The organism is Pseudomonas sp. HN11, from assembly GCF_021390155.1.
GTDB lineage: Bacteria > Pseudomonadota > Gammaproteobacteria > Pseudomonadales > Pseudomonadaceae > Aquipseudomonas.
This window is the reverse complement of the sequence record NZ_CP089985.1, coordinates 807,200-822,255: the sequence shown is the minus strand read 5'-3', so window position 1 is coordinate 822,255 and position 15,056 is coordinate 807,200. Positions and strand designations below refer to the sequence as shown.

General features: G+C 60.8%; 16 protein-coding genes. 10 read left to right on the top strand and 6 right to left on the bottom strand.

What is annotated here, in order from left to right; translation table 11 throughout:
- Position 1: 1 nt before the first annotated feature.
- The 9 genes from LVW35_RS03665 to LVW35_RS03625 are packed head-to-tail and all read left to right on the top strand — an operon-like array spanning position 2 to position 7,715.
- Positions 2–931, top strand: coding sequence for a MerR family transcriptional regulator (locus tag LVW35_RS03665; RefSeq protein ID WP_233893778.1), 930 nt, complete (start codon positions 2–4; stop codon positions 929–931).
- The gene (gene phrB / locus LVW35_RS03660; protein WP_233893777.1) at positions 932–2,377 is read left to right on the top strand and encodes a deoxyribodipyrimidine photo-lyase; all 1,446 of its coding nucleotides are present in this window, start codon (positions 932–934) and stop codon (positions 2,375–2,377) included. It begins immediately after the preceding gene.
- A complete protein-coding gene (locus LVW35_RS03655; RefSeq protein ID WP_233893776.1) occupies positions 2,370–2,792 on the top strand; it encodes a nuclear transport factor 2 family protein in 423 nt (140 codons plus the stop codon). The genes phrB and LVW35_RS03655 overlap by 8 nt, the downstream gene beginning before the upstream one ends.
- Complete coding sequence (locus LVW35_RS03650; RefSeq protein ID WP_233893775.1) at positions 2,789–3,571, top strand: SDR family NAD(P)-dependent oxidoreductase; 783 nt, start codon at positions 2,789–2,791, stop codon at positions 3,569–3,571. The genes LVW35_RS03655 and LVW35_RS03650 overlap by 4 nt, the downstream gene beginning before the upstream one ends.
- Entirely contained in the window at positions 3,568–4,815 is a 1,248-nt protein-coding gene (locus LVW35_RS03645) for an NAD(P)/FAD-dependent oxidoreductase (protein ID WP_233893774.1), read from the top strand. The genes LVW35_RS03650 and LVW35_RS03645 overlap by 4 nt, the downstream gene beginning before the upstream one ends.
- Positions 4,812–5,621 (top strand): DUF1365 domain-containing protein, encoded by an 810-nt coding sequence (locus tag LVW35_RS03640; RefSeq protein WP_233893773.1) that lies wholly within the window; start codon positions 4,812–4,814, stop codon positions 5,619–5,621. The genes LVW35_RS03645 and LVW35_RS03640 overlap by 4 nt, the downstream gene beginning before the upstream one ends.
- Positions 5,608–6,879, top strand: coding sequence for an SAM-dependent methyltransferase (locus LVW35_RS03635; protein WP_233893772.1), 1,272 nt, complete (start codon positions 5,608–5,610; stop codon positions 6,877–6,879). Before LVW35_RS03640 ends, LVW35_RS03635 begins: the two co-directional genes overlap by 14 nt.
- A complete protein-coding gene (locus tag LVW35_RS03630) occupies positions 6,872–7,357 on the top strand; it encodes a DUF2878 domain-containing protein (protein WP_233893771.1) in 486 nt (161 codons plus the stop codon). The genes LVW35_RS03635 and LVW35_RS03630 overlap by 8 nt, the downstream gene beginning before the upstream one ends.
- A 52-nt stretch (positions 7,358–7,409) precedes the next feature.
- Positions 7,410–7,715, top strand: coding sequence for a YkgJ family cysteine cluster protein (locus tag LVW35_RS03625; RefSeq protein ID WP_177074683.1), 306 nt, complete (start codon positions 7,410–7,412; stop codon positions 7,713–7,715).
- Between the two features lie 65 nt (positions 7,716–7,780).
- Here LVW35_RS03625 and LVW35_RS03620 read toward each other — a convergent pair whose 3' ends face one another.
- The 6 genes from LVW35_RS03620 to hemA form a co-directional block, all read right to left on the bottom strand.
- Positions 7,781–8,299 carry an acyloxyacyl hydrolase gene (locus LVW35_RS03620; protein WP_233893770.1) on the bottom strand — a complete coding sequence of 173 codons (519 nt, stop codon included), beginning with the start codon at positions 8,297–8,299 and terminating at the stop codon, positions 7,781–7,783.
- Positions 8,300–8,412: 113 nt separating this feature from the next.
- Entirely contained in the window at positions 8,413–9,207 is a 795-nt protein-coding gene (gene murI / locus LVW35_RS03615; protein WP_233893769.1) for a glutamate racemase, read from the bottom strand.
- Positions 9,200–9,955, bottom strand: coding sequence for a molybdopterin-synthase adenylyltransferase MoeB (locus LVW35_RS03610; protein WP_233893768.1), 756 nt, complete (start codon positions 9,953–9,955; stop codon positions 9,200–9,202). Before LVW35_RS03610 ends, murI begins: the two co-directional genes overlap by 8 nt.
- Complete coding sequence (gene prmC, locus LVW35_RS03605) at positions 9,949–10,779, bottom strand: peptide chain release factor N(5)-glutamine methyltransferase (protein ID WP_233893767.1); 831 nt, start codon at positions 10,777–10,779, stop codon at positions 9,949–9,951. Before prmC ends, LVW35_RS03610 begins: the two co-directional genes overlap by 7 nt.
- Positions 10,780–11,862 carry a peptide chain release factor 1 gene (prfA, locus tag LVW35_RS03600; RefSeq protein ID WP_233893766.1) on the bottom strand — a complete coding sequence of 361 codons (1,083 nt, stop codon included), beginning with the start codon at positions 11,860–11,862 and terminating at the stop codon, positions 10,780–10,782.
- Complete coding sequence (gene hemA, locus LVW35_RS03595; RefSeq protein ID WP_057725883.1) at positions 11,859–13,148, bottom strand: glutamyl-tRNA reductase; 1,290 nt, start codon at positions 13,146–13,148, stop codon at positions 11,859–11,861. The genes prfA and hemA overlap by 4 nt, the downstream gene beginning before the upstream one ends.
- Before the next feature lie 182 nt (positions 13,149–13,330).
- On the opposite strand from hemA, the gene LVW35_RS03590 reads away from it, so the two are divergent.
- Complete coding sequence (locus LVW35_RS03590) at positions 13,331–15,055, top strand: tetratricopeptide repeat protein (protein ID WP_233893765.1); 1,725 nt, start codon at positions 13,331–13,333, stop codon at positions 15,053–15,055.
- Position 15,056 lies beyond the last annotated feature (1 nt).

The following is a 15,056-nucleotide window of genomic DNA, read 5'->3' as shown; positions in this document are numbered from 1 at the left end:
CATGAAAGCTGCCCTGCACGACGAACCCGGCGAAGACATCGCGCAAGCCCTTGAAAATGGGTGGCTGCCGATCCGCGAAGTGGCACGCCAGACCGGCGTCAACGCCGTGACCCTGCGCGCCTGGGAACGCCGCTATGGCTTGATCGTGCCTCAGCGCACGCCCAAGGGTCATCGGCTGTTCAGCGCCGAGCATGTACAACGCATCCACACCATCCTCACTTGGCTCAATCGCGGCGTGCCCGTCAGCCAGGTCAAAGGCCTGATCGACTCCGCTCTCACCGTACCCGATGCCGTGCAAAACGAATGGCACTCTCTGCGTCAGAACCTGGTGCAAGCCATCAGCGAACTGATCGAGCGCCGAGTGGATGACGCCTTCAACCAGGCCATGGCGCTGTACCCGCCGCGCACCCTGTGCGAGCAACTGCTATTGCCGCTGTTGCAAGAGCTGGAACAACGTTGGCAGGGCCAGTTTGGTGCGCAGATGGAGCGGGTGTTTTTTCTGTCCTGGCTGCGCAGCAAGTTTGGTGCGCGTATCTACCACAACAATCGTCAGTTGCACGGCGCGCCGTTGCTGCTGGTCAACCAGTCCGACCTGCCCCTGGAGCCGCACCTGTGGCTCAGCGCCTGGCTCGTCAGTAGCGCCGACTGCCCGGTGGAAGTGTTCGACTGGCCGTTGCCCGCCGGTGAACTGGCCCTGGCGGTGGAACACCTGCAACCGCGCGCGGTGCTGCTGTATTCCAGCAAAGCATTGCATTTGCCGGCCGTCGTAAAACTTTTGGCTGGCGTCAGTTGCCCCAAGTTGATCGTCGGACCAACGGTATGTATCCATCAGGCCGAGCTGTCCGTATTAACCCATGACATCCCTGAATTGTTCGTCGCCGAAGATCCGTTGTCGGCCCACCAACTGTTGATCCAGCGTGGACTCGTTTAAATGCATTTGATCTGGCTACGCACCGACCTGCGCCTACACGACAACACCGCCCTGGCCGCCGCGAGCCAGCGTGGACCGATTGCGGCGGTGTACCTGATCACACCGCAGCAATGGCTGGACCATGATGATGCGCCGTGCAAAGTGGATTTCTGGCTGCGCAACCTGCAAGACCTGAGCAAGACGCTGGGTGAGTTGAACATTCCCCTGCTGATCCGCACCGCAGCCACCTGGGACCAGGCACCCGGTGTACTCAGCAAGCTGTGCCGCGAGCTGTCGGTGGAGTCAGTGCATGTCAACCAGGAATACGGCATCCACGAAAGCCGCCGAGATGCGGCCGTGGGCAAAGCCTTGGAAAAAGAAGGCATCACCTTCCACAGCTATCTGGACCAACTGTTCTTCCAGCCCGGCAGCGTATTGACCAAGACCGGCAGCTACTTCCAGGTGTTCAGCCAGTTCCGAAAGGTCTGCTACACCCGCTTGCACGGCGCCTTGCCACGATTGGTCGCGGCACCCAAGGCTCAAGCCGCGATCAAGCTGAGAAGCGATCCCATCCCGACAACCGTCGAAGGTTTTGCCCCCCCCAGCGCATCCCTGCGTGCCCTCTGGCCAGCCGGCGAAGACGAAGCCCGGCGCCGCCTCGACGCCTTTGTCGACCAGCAGATCAGCGACTACAAAGACGAGCGCGACTTCCCCGCCAAACCCGGCACCAGCCAGCTCTCCGCCTACCTTGCCGCGGGCGTGGTTTCGCCACGCCAGTGCCTGCATGCCGCGCTGCAAACCAACGGCGGTGAGTTCGAAAGTGGCGACATGGGCGCTATCACCTGGATCAACGAATTGCTCTGGCGGGAGTTCTACAAACACATCCTGGTGGGCTACCCGCGGGTCTCCCGTCACCGTGCCTTCCGCCCCGAAACCGAAGCGGTCGCGTGGCGCAACGCACCCAAAGATCTCGCCGCCTGGCAGGAAGCGCGAACCGGCCTGCCAATCATTGACGCCGCCATGCGCCAACTGCTCGAAACCGGCTGGATGCATAATCGCCTGCGCATGGTGGTGGCAATGTTCCTGACCAAGAACCTGCTGATCGATTGGCGCGAAGGCGAGCGCTTCTTTATGCGTCACCTGATCGATGGTGACCTGGCGGCCAACAACGGCGGCTGGCAGTGGAGCTCATCCACCGGCACCGACTCGGCGCCGTATTTCCGGATTTTCAGCCCGTTGAGTCAGTCGGAGAAATTCGACAGCGAAGGCATTTTCATCAAGCGCTGGCTGCCGGAGCTGGCCGCGCTGAATAAAAAGGAAGTGCACAACCCTGAAGCCGCCGGCGGTTTATTCGGCGTGGCCGATTACCCACGTTCGATTGTGGACCTGAAGAAGTCCCGCGAACGCGCCTTGGCCGCCTTCCGCAGCCTGCCTTCGCGCCAAGCGGCAGGGGGCGAACATGAGTGACTTCCTGCGCCGTTTCGCCCAGGGCTTCACCACGCTGGACAAGCACAACCTGCATTTGCTCGACAACCTGTACAGCCCGGACATCCGCTTTGCCGACCCGCTACATGAAGTCCACGGTCTACCGGCCATGCACCGCTACTTCGCCGAGCTGTACAGCAACGTCAGCCAACTGCGCTTCGACTTCCATGGTTTCGACCAGGTGGCCGAAGGCGAAGGCTACCTGCGCTGGAAAATGAGTTTTTGCCACCCGCGCCTGGCGAGCGGCAAGGTCATCCGAGTGGAAGGCTGCTCGCACTTGATGTGGCGTGACAAGGTGTACCGCCACCGCGATTATTTTGATGCTGGCGCCATGCTGTACGAACACTTGCCTGTGCTGGGCAACGTCATCCGTTGGCTGAAAAGGAGAATGGGATGAGCCTGAAACCGCCTCGTCGTTATTGGCTGACCGGCGCCAGCAGTGGCATCGGTGCGGCGCTGGCTGTGGAGTTGCTCAACAGCGGCGCCCATGTGGCCCTCAGCTCGCGCACCAGAGGGCCTTTGGAAGCGCTCGCCCACCGGTATCCCGGCCAAGTGCTGGTGGTGGCCGGCGACCTGACCGACAGCCAGACCGTGCGCGAGATCGGCGAACACATCGGCGTCGTCTGGGGGTCGCTGGACACCGTGATCCTCAACGCCGGCACCTGCGAATACGTGGATGCGCGGCAGTTCGACTCATCGATCATCGAACACGTAGTGCGTACCAACCTGCTGGCAAGCAGTTATTGCATTGAAGCAGCCTTGCCGCTGCTGCGTGCCGGCCACACGCCGTACCTGGTGGGCGTCGCCAGCGCCGTGACGTACCTGCCGATGCCGCGTGCCGAAGCCTATGGCGCGTCAAAAGCCGGCTTGCGCTACCTGTTCGAGTCCTTGCGCATCAGCCTGTCGCCGGAAAATATCGATGTCACGGTAATCAGTCCGGGCTTTGTCGACACGCCACTGACTGAGCGCAACGACTTCCCCATGCCCCTCAGTTGGTCGGCGGACAAAGCCGCGAAACATATCTTCGCCAAGCTGGAAAAACGCCCACTGGAAATTGCCTTCCCCGCGCTGTTCATCGCGACCCTCTGGCCGCTGTCGAAACTGCCGAACCGCGCGCAGTTGATCATCGGCAAACGCATGTTGCGCAGCCCGCCGCCGAAGAAGGATGACCTGTGAAGATCGCCATCATCGGCAGCGGCATCGCGGGGCTGACCAGTGCTTACCTGCTCAGCCGTCAGCATGAGATCACGCTGTTCGAAGCGGGCGACCGCATTGGCGGACATACCCACACGGTCAACGTGACCGTCGAGGGTAAAAGCTACGCGGTCGACACGGGTTTTATCGTGTTCAACGACTGGACCTATCCCCATTTCATTCGTCTGCTGAGACAGATCGGGGTCAGGTTCAAACCGACTGAAATGAGCTTTTCGGTGTGCGACGAAAACACTCGGTTCGAGTACAACGGCAACAACCTCAACAGCCTGTTTGCCCAGCGGCGCAACATCCTGTCGCCCGGGTTCTGGGGCATGCTGCGTGACATCCTGCGCTTCAATCGCCAGGCACCGCTGGACCTGCATGAGCAACGCATCAGCGCCGACATGACCCTGGGGGATTACCTCGAAGCGAAAGGATATGGTCCGCGGTTTATCCTGCATTACATCGTGCCGATGGGTGCCGCGATCTGGTCGATGTCGCTGGTGGACATGCTGAAATTTCCGCTGCAGTTCTTCGTGCGTTTTTTCAAGAACCACGGGTTGCTCTCAGTAAACAACCGGCCACAGTGGTGTGTGATCGAGGGCGGCTCAAGCAGCTATATCGAACCCCTGACCCGCACCTTTCGCGAACACATCCGCCTCGACTGCCCGGTACACCTGGTAGAGCGGGATGCAGAGGGCGTGGTGGTCCACAGTGCCGTCGGCACCGAAGCGTTCGACAAGGTGGTGTTTGCCTGCCACAGCGACCAGGCGCTGGCGTTGCTCGGTGACCCCAGCCAGGCCGAACAGCAAATATTGAGCGCACTGCCCTACGCCGACAATGATGTGGTGCTGCACACCGACACGCGCCTGTTACCCGACCGCAAACTGGCCTGGGCCAGCTGGAACTACCGGCTCACTGCCAACCGGCAGACGCAGGCGGCGGTCACCTATGACATGAACATCCTGCAAGGTATCGACAGCGACACCACGTTTTGCGTCAGCCTCAATCAGACGCAAATGATCAACCCGTTGAAGATTCTCGCCCGCTACACCTACGCCCACCCGCAATACAGTCTGGCGGCGGTGGCAGCCCAAGCGCGCTGGGATGAAGTGTCTGGCGTGCGCAATACCTTTTATTGCGGCGCCTACTGGGCCAATGGTTTTCACGAAGACGGCGTGGTCAGCGCGTTGCGCGTGGCCCGAGCCTTTGGGGAAACCCTGTGAACAGCGCCCTGTACAGCGGCTGGATTGCCCATCGCCGGTTTGCGCCCAAGGCCCATGCCTTTCGCTACCGCATCGGCCTGCTGTACCTGGATTTGAGCGAAGAACACGACGTGCTCGGGCTCTCGCCCCTGGCCGGGCGCAGCCGTCTGGCGCCCTTCGGTTTTCGCCAGCAGGACTACCTGCGTGAATGGACGCGCACCGGCATCAGTTTGAGCGATGCCGTGCGCCAGGAAGTCGGCAAGGCGCTGGGGCGTACCCCCCAGGGCGTTATCTGCCTACTGACCCAGGCCCGCAGTTGGGGCCTGGCTTTTAACCCTGTGAGTTTCTTCTATTGCTTCGAGGCTGACGGACGTCTGGCCGCGATTCTGTGTGAAGTGACGAACACCCCATGGCGAGAACGCTACCACTACGTGCTGCCGGCGCAGTCTCCGGGTGCGGATGAGCACCAGCACTTTGCCGTGGCCAAGGCCTTCCATGTGTCGCCGTTCTTGCCGCGCGACATGGAATACCGCATGAGTTTCAGCCCACCCGCCGCCAAGCTCGGCGTACATATGGCCGATTGGCAGGGCGAATTGAAAGTCTTCGACGCCACCTTGAGCCTGCACAAGGAAGCGCTCACCCGCGCCAGCCTGCACCGCTACCTATGGCTCTTTCCGTGGATGAGCGCCAAGACCTGTCTCGCGATTTACTGGCAGGCCCTGCGCCTGTTGCTCAAACGCACACCGATTTTCTCCCATCAGGCCGCCGATGGCGCCTCAAGCACCGCAGTCGGGTATACCAAGGATCGCCGCCATGAAATCCCCTAGCTTATCGGTCAAGACTAATCGCCTGAACGTCAACGGCATGACCGCCGTGCTATTGCGCAAAGCCGTGCTGCGTCAGCTCAGCCTACTGCGCCATGGCCAGTTGGTGGTGATCGAGGACGGCGAGCGGCAGGTATTCGGCGCACGGGAAGCGCATTTGCTGGGGGAGATCCAGATTCTCGATTCCGCCGTGTGGGGCCTGGTGGCGGCCAACGGTTCCATCGGTGCCGGCGAAGCGTTTATCCACGGCTACTGGAGCAGCCCGGACCTTACGGCGGTGGTTCGCGTGATGGTCAGCAACCTGGATGTGCTCGACGCGATGGAGGGCGGCCTGGCACGTCTGGCCCGTCCGTTCACCCAGGGCCTGCACTGGCTCAACCGTAATACGCGCAAAGGCTCGCGGAAAAACATTGCCGCCCATTACGACCTGGGCAACGACCTGTTCGAAGAATTCCTCGACCCGACCATGATGTACTCGGCGGCGCAATTCCTGAGCCCCGACGACACCTTGGAACAGGCGCAACTGAACAAGCTGGAGCGCATCTGCCAGAAGTTGGCGCTCAAGCCCGGCGACCACCTGCTGGAAATCGGCACCGGCTGGGGCAGCATGGCGCTGTATGCGGCGCAGCATTATGGCTGCAAAGTCACCACCACGACCTTGTCCAAGGAGCAGTTCGCCTACACCGAAAAACGCATCGCGGCGCTTGGCTTGCAAGATCAGGTCACGCTGCTGTTGCAGGATTACCGCGACCTTACCGGCCAGTATGACAAGCTGGTGTCGATCGAGATGATCGAGGCAGTGGGCCATCGGTTTCTGCCGACCTACTTCAAACAGTGCGCGCACCTGCTCAAGAGCGATGGACTGATGTTGCTGCAAGCCATCACCATTCGTGACCAACGCTACGAGCAGGCCAAAACCAACGTCGACTTTATCCAGCGCTACATCTTCCCGGGCGGCGCCCTGCCTTGCGTGCAAAAGATGATGCAGATCGTCAGCCGCGATACCGACATGAACCTGCTGCACATGGAGGATTTCGGCCTGCACTACGCGCGAACCTTGCGCCTGTGGCATGAGAATTTTCGCCGCGCACATGGCCGCCTTGCGGAGTTGGGCTACGACGAGTACTTCCTGCGGCTGTGGGAGTTCTACCTGTGCTACTGCGAAGGTGGCTTTATGGAACGCACCATCGGTACCGCGCAATTGCTGCTGGCCAAACCGTCGGCGATCAACCCGCCGCTGCTCGGGCGTTTCAGTGCTTAAGACGCTGGCCAATGCCGTGCTGTTTCAATGCGGCTGGTTTGCTTGCGTGCTGGGTGGCGACAGCCTGTGGTTACTCATTGGGCTAGCCGCGCTGGGTATTCATCTGCTGTGGATAAGTTCGTGGGCTGAAGACGGCAGGCTGATTCTGGGCGTGACGTTGTTCGGCACGTTGATAGATACGTTGTTACGCACCGTGGGGTTTTTCCAGTTCAGTGAGCCTGGGCCGTTGATTCCTCTGTGGTTGATAATGCTCTGGGCGTTATTGGCAACCACACTGCGTCATTGCCTGGCCTGGAGTACCCAGCCTCGGTGGCGTGCCGCCTTATTGGGCGCAGTGGGCGGCCCGACGTCTTACTACGCGGGCAGTCAACTCGCCGGGGTGAGCTTTGGTTATTCATTGGAGGCGAGCCTGTCCGCATTGGCACTGCTGTGGGCTTTGCTCTTTATCCTGCTCGCCAGCGCTGCCACAAAAAACTGAAGCCGGTCGGCTTTTACTTGCAGCTTGCCGCTCAAAGCTTGAAGCTGCGGCCATGTCCAACATCCCTCACACTCAAATCACCGAACCTGCGGTCACCTGCTCGACCTGCGCGGCCTGTTGCTGTCAACTGGAAGTGATGCTGATCACCGACACCGGCGTGCCGGAGCGCTATATCGACACCGACGATTGGGGCGGCGAAGTGATGCTGCGCCTGGACGACGGCTGGTGCGCGGCGCTGGATCGGGACACGATGATGTGCACGATCTATGAGCGACGGCCACTGATCTGCCGGGAATTCGAAATGGGGGCACCGGAGTGCCTGGAAGAAAGGCAGGGGATTGCGACGGCTTATCGCTGATCTTCAGGTGAGTGGAGAGCTAAATGTGGGAGCGGGCTTGCTCGCTCCCACAGGGTTCTCCAGTGTTACAACGGCAAGGTGTAGTGCAACGAGTAGCTCTCTACCCCATCGTTGTTGCTGCTGATGCCCGCATTGGAATAATGCGTTGCACGAATGCCCACCTCATGCCCACCCGCGAAGCGCAGGCCAAAGCCCAGGCGGTCTTCGAACTGGAAGGCCTGGCCGATGTTGTTGTCTTCCAGCTTGGTACGAGAAAATACCGCTACGCCGATCCCGGCTTCGATGTAGGGTTTGACGGACTGCCCGGCAAACTCATACACAAACACGGGCGAGAACGACAGGCTGCTGGCGCCGGCACGATCGTCGCCTTCCCAATAAGTGTAAGCACCGCTCCAATAGCCCGTCAGACGACCCGTATCGCTCTGCATCCAGCTCTTGTCCCAATCCGACGTCAACCCGAACCGATAGGTCAGCGTTGAATCACTGGTCGCCCCCAGACCAAACTCCAACCCGGCGGCTTGCGCCGAAAAAGAGTGTCCCATTACCGCGGCCGCAAGCGCAGCCAAACAGAGAAAACGCTTCATATGAAACATCCCTTTAAACGACGTTGTAAGATTTTATGTACAGGCTAACGAGCTATAGAAGCCGCCATTAATGCAGAAGTTCAGTCGAAAACCGTGATTTTTTCACGTTTTTTTCACATGCCGAAATTACGCACATTTCCGGGAAATTTCCATAGTGCCGGTAGGATGTTTCTGAAATGTTGCAGATCGCCACTGGTCCAGAACTGAGCAGGCTCAGGCTTGCCGCCGGCCAGTAGCTCGCGCTCGCCCAGCAAACGCTTGAGCTGGCGAGCCACGGCGGCGCCGGTGTCGATGAGGATGATGCTGGGGGGCAGCATCTGCGTCAGGAGTGGCTTGAGGAAGGGATAGTGGGTGCAGCCGAGGATGATGGTGTCGCAACCGGCGCTGAGCAGCGGTTCGATGTAACCCTGCAGCATCTGGCGCAGGGTCGGGCTGTTCAGGTCGCCGGTTTCAATCAGTTCCACCAGCCCTGGGCAGGGTTGGGTGATGACCCGTACATCCGTCGCGAAACGGTCCAGTAAGGCCGCGAACTTGGCGCTCTGCAGGGTCCCGGTGGTGGCAAGCACGCCGACCACGCCACTGCGGGTGGCTGCAGCGGCTGGTTTGACGGCGGGCTCCATGCCCACCAGTGGCCAATCGGGATAGTCCTGGCGCAAGTCAGCAACCGCCGCGACCGTTGCGGTATTGCAAGCGATCACAAAAGCCTTGGCGCCCTTTTCGCGGAAAAACTCGGCAACCAACCGCGAACGCTCGCGAATGAACGCGGGCGTTTTCTCGCCATAGGGGATATGCCCGCAGTCGGCCACGTACAGCAGCGATTCATGGGGCAACAATTGCTGGATTTCGTCCAATACCGACAAACCGCCAACACCGGAGTCGAACACACCGATAGGCGCGCCCTTAACCATGCTGAGTCCCGCAGACGCTGCAGCCAGGGTCACGTTTGACGCGCAATTCGCGAAAACGCGTGGTCAATGCATCGATGAGCAACAGGCGACCCACCAAAGGCTCACCGAAACCGGCGAGCAGTTTCAAAGCTTCCAGGGCTTGCAGACTGCCGACCAGCCCCACCAGCGGGCCGGCCACGCCGGCTTCGCTGCAGGTCAGTTCGGTATCGCTGCCGTGCCCATATAAACAGTGGTAGCACGGGCTTTCGGCGCGACGCGGGTCGAACACCGACAGTTGCCCTTCAAGACGAATGGCCGCACCGCTGATCAAGGGTTTGCCCGCCGCCACGCAAGCCGCATTGACCGCTTCGCGGGTGGAGAAGTTGTCGCTGCAATCGAGTACCACGTCGACCGCTTCGACCGCTGTTGCCAGTGAATCGGCATCCAGGGCGGTGCGGTGGGCGATCAGCTTGATCTCGGGGTTGATGGCCGTCAGGCGGCGCAAGGCCGAGTCGACCTTGGTCTGCCCGACGCTGTCGGTGTCATGGATGATCTGGCGTTGCAGGTTGGTCAGGTCGACAGTGTCGAAGTCCGCCAGATGCAGCTCGCCCACGCCCGCCGCCGCCAGGTACAGCGCAACGGGTGCGCCCAGGCCACCGAGGCCGACGATCAGCGCCCGGCTGTTTTTCAGGCGCAATTGGCCGTCGATGTCGACATGCTGCAACAGAATCTGCCGGCTATAGCGCAACAGCTCCTGGTCGGTCAGCACGGACGGCGTCCCAGGGTAATACGCTCGTGACCGCCCAGGTCGATGCGGCTGTGCACCTCTTCGAAACCTTCACTCAACAGCAGGTCGCGCACGGCCGGCGCCTGATCGTAACCGTGCTCCAGCAGCAATCGCCCACCGGCATTCAGGTGAGCGGGGGCGTGTTTGATGATCAGGCGCAAGTCGTCCAAACCATCATGGCCAGCCACCAGTGCGCTGGCCGGCTCAAAGCGCACATCGCCCGCCACCAGGTGCGGATCATTAGCGGCGATGTAAGGCGGGTTGCTAATGATCAGGTCATAGGTATGACCTTGCAGCGCGCTGAACCAATGGCTGTTGAGCACTGTGGCGTTAGTGAGGTGCAGCCGTTGACGATTGCGTTCCGCCAGGGCGACGGCCTCCAGCACACGGTCGACAGCGGTAACCTGCCAAACCGGACGTTCGCTGGCCAGGGCCAAGGCGATGGCGCCGCTGCCGGTGCCCAGGTCGAGAACCTTGGCAGGCGTGGCCGGTAACAATTCCAGGGCGGCTTCCACCAGCAATTCGGTGTCCGGGCGCGGGATCAGCGTATGGGGCGCGACCTCCAGGTCCAGCTTCCAGAAGCCTTGCTGGCCCAGGATATAGGCCACCGGCTCACCACCACGACGGCGTTGCAGGTAACCGGCAAAGGTCAGTGCCTCTTGGCTGCTGACGATTTTCTCGGGCCAGGTATGCAGGTAGCTACGGGATTTGCCCAGGGCAGCCGCCAGCAGCAATTCGGCATCCAGCCGCGCAGTGGGCGAGTCCGGCAGGTCGGCGGCGCGCAGCAGGCTGGCGATGATGGTCATTTATTCACCTATCGCCGCGAGTTGATCCGCCTGGTATTCGGCGAGCAACGGCTCGATCACGGCGTCTACGCCGCCGGCGAGAATCTCGTCCAGGGAGTAAAGCGTGAGGTTGACCCGGTGGTCGGTGACACGGCCCTGGGCAAAGTTGTAGGTACGAATGCGCTCGGAACGGTCACCCGAACCCACCAGCAACTTGCGCTCGCTGGCAATCGCGTTGGCGGCGGCGCTGGTCTGCTGGTCGTTGAGCTTGGCCGACAACCAGGACATCGCCCGCGCCCGGTTCTTGTGCTGGGAACGCTCTTCCTGACACTCCACTACGATGCCCGAGGGCAAGTGAGTGATGCGGATGGCGGAGTCGGTCTTGTTGACGTGCTGACCACCCGCGCCCGACGAACGGTAGGTGTCGATGCGCAAGTCCGCCGGGTTGATCTCGATGGCTTCCTGCTCGTCCGGCTCGGGCAGCACCGCGACAGTGCACGCCGAAGTGTGGATACGGCCCTGGGATTCGGTCGCCGGCACGCGTTGTACACGGTGCGCGCCGGACTCGAACTTGAGCTTGCCGTAGACATTGTCGCCTTCGACCCGCGCGATGACTTCTTTATAGCCGCCGTGCTCGCCTTCGTTCTCGGAAAGGATCTCTACGCGCCAGCCGCGACGCTCGGCGTAACGCGAATACATGCGGAACAGGTCGCCGGAGAAGATCGCCGCCTCGTCGCCACCAGTACCAGCACGGATTTCGAGGAAGACGTTGCGCCCGTCATTCGGGTCCTTGGGCAACAGCATGCGTTGCAGATCGCCTTCCAGTGCCGCCAGCTTTTCCTTGGCCTCGCGGACTTCTTCCACGGCCATTTCGCGCATGTCCGGGTCGCTGTCCTTAAGCAGTGCCTGGGCGCCCTCAAGGTCGGCCTGCACTTTCAGCAGGTTCTTGTAGGTCGCTACCACAGGTTCAACCTCGGCGTACTCCTTGGAATACGCGCGGAACTTGGTTTGATCGGAGATGACTTCGCCATCGCCGAGCAATGCGGTCAGTTCTTCAAAACGGTCCTGGAGCACGTCCAGTTTATTGAGCAGTGACGCTTTCATTGCGGTTTTTTATCCGAAGAGCTGTCTGACGCGCCCTCACCGAGGGCAAAGAGTTCCTGGGCCATGGCCAGCGCATCGAGGCGGCCTTCGGCGGTAAGCTTTTTTAATTGTACGCTGGGCGCGTGGAGCAGCTTGTTGGTGAGACCGCGCGCCAATTGCATCAGCACTTCTTCGGCGCTGCTGCCGTTGGCCAGCAAGCGTTGGGCCTTGATCAGCTCCTCGTCGCGCAGCCGTTCGCCCTGCTGACGATACGCCTTGAGCACATCCACCGCCGCCAATTCGCGCAGGCGCACCATGAAATCTTCGGCGCCGGTGCTGACCATCTCTTCAGCGGCCTGGGCGGCGCCCTGGCGGCTCTTGAGGTTTTCAGCGACCACTTCGTGCAGATCGTCGACGCTATAGAGATAAACGTCGTCCAACTCGCCGACTTCGGGTTCGATATCCCGGGGAACGGCAATATCCACCATAAAGATCGGTTTGTGCTTGCGTAGCTTCAACGCACTCTCGACCGCGCCCTTGCCCAAGATCGGCAACTGGCTGGCGGTTGAGCTGATGACGATATCGCTGCGCACCAGCTCGGCCGGGATATCCGACAACAACACGGCATGCGCACCGAACTGCTCGGCGAGGATACTCGCGCGCTCCAGCGTACGGTTGGCGACCACAATGCGCTTCACGCCCAAGTCATGCAGGTGACGGGCGACCAGGGTAATGGTCTCACCGGCGCCGATCAGCAGGGCCTGGCTACGTTGCAAGTCGCTGAAAATCTGTTTGGCCAGGCTGACCGCGGCAAATGCCACGGACACCGGGTTTTCGCCAATGGCGGTATCGGTGCGCACTTGCTTGGCGGAATTGAACGTGGCCTGGAACAGCCGGCCCAGCAGCGGGCCAACGGTGCCGGCCTCACGCGCCACGGCGTAGGCGGACTTCATCTGGCCGAGGATCTGCGGCTCGCCCAACACCAGCGAATCGAGCCCGGCGGCCACACGCATCATGTGACGAACTGCCGCATCCTCTTCATGCACATAAGCGCTCGCGCGCAGGTCGTCGAGGTCCAAATGGTGGTAATCGGCCAGCCAGCGCAGCACGACATCCGCTGAAAGATGTTCCTGCTCTATATAAAGCTCGCTGCGATTGCAGGTCGAAAGGATCGCAGCTTCGCGACTGTCGGTGAGCCGGCAGAGCTGCTGCAAGGCCTCAACCAACTGCTCTGGCGTAAACGCCACGCGCTCGCGCACGTCTACGGAGGCAGTCTTGTGGTTAATACCGAGTGCGAGGAAGGCCATTCAATATCGCTGATGATGTCGGGAAGCCGACAATTGTCCTACTTCGAAAGATTCAGAACAACCACCGTAAGCTATTGTCCTAATGCCTTGTGTCTATAAAGGCCCCCATTGAGACTCGGTTATGTTTGGCCGAAGGCTTGTGTCATGATGATCCGACCGCAGGTTAGTCGTCCTCTTCCTATATGAATAGATCTTCCGCGTTGCTCCTTGCTTTTGTCTTCCTCAGCGGCTGCCAGGCTATGGCACCCGTGTCGCCGGACGGTACGCCGCCGGTAGAAGACAGCACCCCCGCCCCTGAAAAGCCCAAGGTTTATTCATCGTTCACTGAAGAAACGGTGTTCAGCCTGCTGAGCGCGGAGCTTGCCGGCCAGCGCAATCGTTTCGATATTGCGCTGGATAACTACGTGACCCAGGCCATCAACACCCAGGACCCGGGGATTTCCGAGCGCGCATTCCGCATTGCCGAGTACCTTGGCGCCGACCAGGCTGCGCTGGACACGTCGCTGATATGGGCGAAAAACGCGCCGGACGACCTGGAAGCGCAGCGGGCGGCAGCGGTTCAGTTGGCACGTGCCGGGCGCTATGACGACTCCATGGTCTTTATGGAGAAAGTCCTGCAGGGCAAGGGTGACACCCATTTCGATTTCCTCGCGCTGTCGGCGGCCGACACAGACCAGGACACGCGCAATGGTCTGATGAAGAGCTTCGACCGCCTGCTACAAAAACACCCGAAGAACAGCCAGCTGATTTTCGGCAAAGCCTTGCTGCTGCAACAGGATGACGAAGCCGACGCGGCGCTGAAGCTGCTGGAGCAGAATCCGCCGGAAGAAGGCGAAATCGCGCCGATCCTGTTGCGTGCGCGCCTCTTGCAGAACCTCAATCGCGGCAAGGAAGCGATTCCGCTGCTGGAAAAAAGCATCAAGAAGTATCCGGAAGACAAGCGCCTGCGCCTGACCTACGCGCGCATGCTGGTAGAGCAGGACCGCATGGAAGACGCCAAAGTGCAGTTCGCCAGCCTGGTCCAGCAATACCCGGACGATGACGAATTGCGCTATTCCCTGGCATTAGTGTGCCTGGAAGCCAAGGCCTGGGACGAGGCCAAGGGTTATCTGGAAGAGCTGATCCAGCGCGAGAGCCATGTGGATTCGGCGCACCTGAACCTCGGCCGTATCGCCGAGGAACGCAACGATCCACAAGCCGCTCTGCTCGAATACGCCCAGGTCGGCCCCGGCAATGACTACCTGCCGGCTCAGTTGCGCCAGGCCGATATCCTGATGAGCAACGGCCGTACCGACGAGGCGGAAAAACGTCTGGCCGCTGCGCGCGACGCCGAGCCGGACTATGCGATCCAGTTGTACCTGATCCAGGCCGAGACTTTGTCGGCCAACAATCAGGGGGAACGCGCCTGGAAACTGCTGCAACAGGCCCTGTTGCAATTCCCGGACGATTTGAACCTGCTGTACACCCGGGCCATGCAGGCGGAAAAACGCAATGACCTGGCGCAGATGGAGAAAGACCTGCGCCTGATCATCAAGCGCGACCCGGACAATGCCATGGCCCTCAACGCCCTGGGCTACACCTTGTCCGACCGTACCACGCGTTACGCCGAAGCCAAGGTGCTGATCGAACAAGCGCATATGCTCAATCCGGAAGATCCGGCCGTACTCGACAGCCTGGGCTGGGTGAATTACCGCCTGGGCAACCTCGACGAAGCCGAGCGTTTGTTGCGCCAGGCACTGGAGCGCTTCCCCGACCAAGAAGTCGCCGCTCACCTCGGCGAAGTGCTGTGGGCCAATGGCAAACAGCGCGAAGCACGCCAGATCTGGGAAAAATTCCTCAAGGAACAACCCGAAAGCCCCATCCTGCGCGGCACCATCAAGCGCCTGACCGGATCCGAGACCCTTTAAG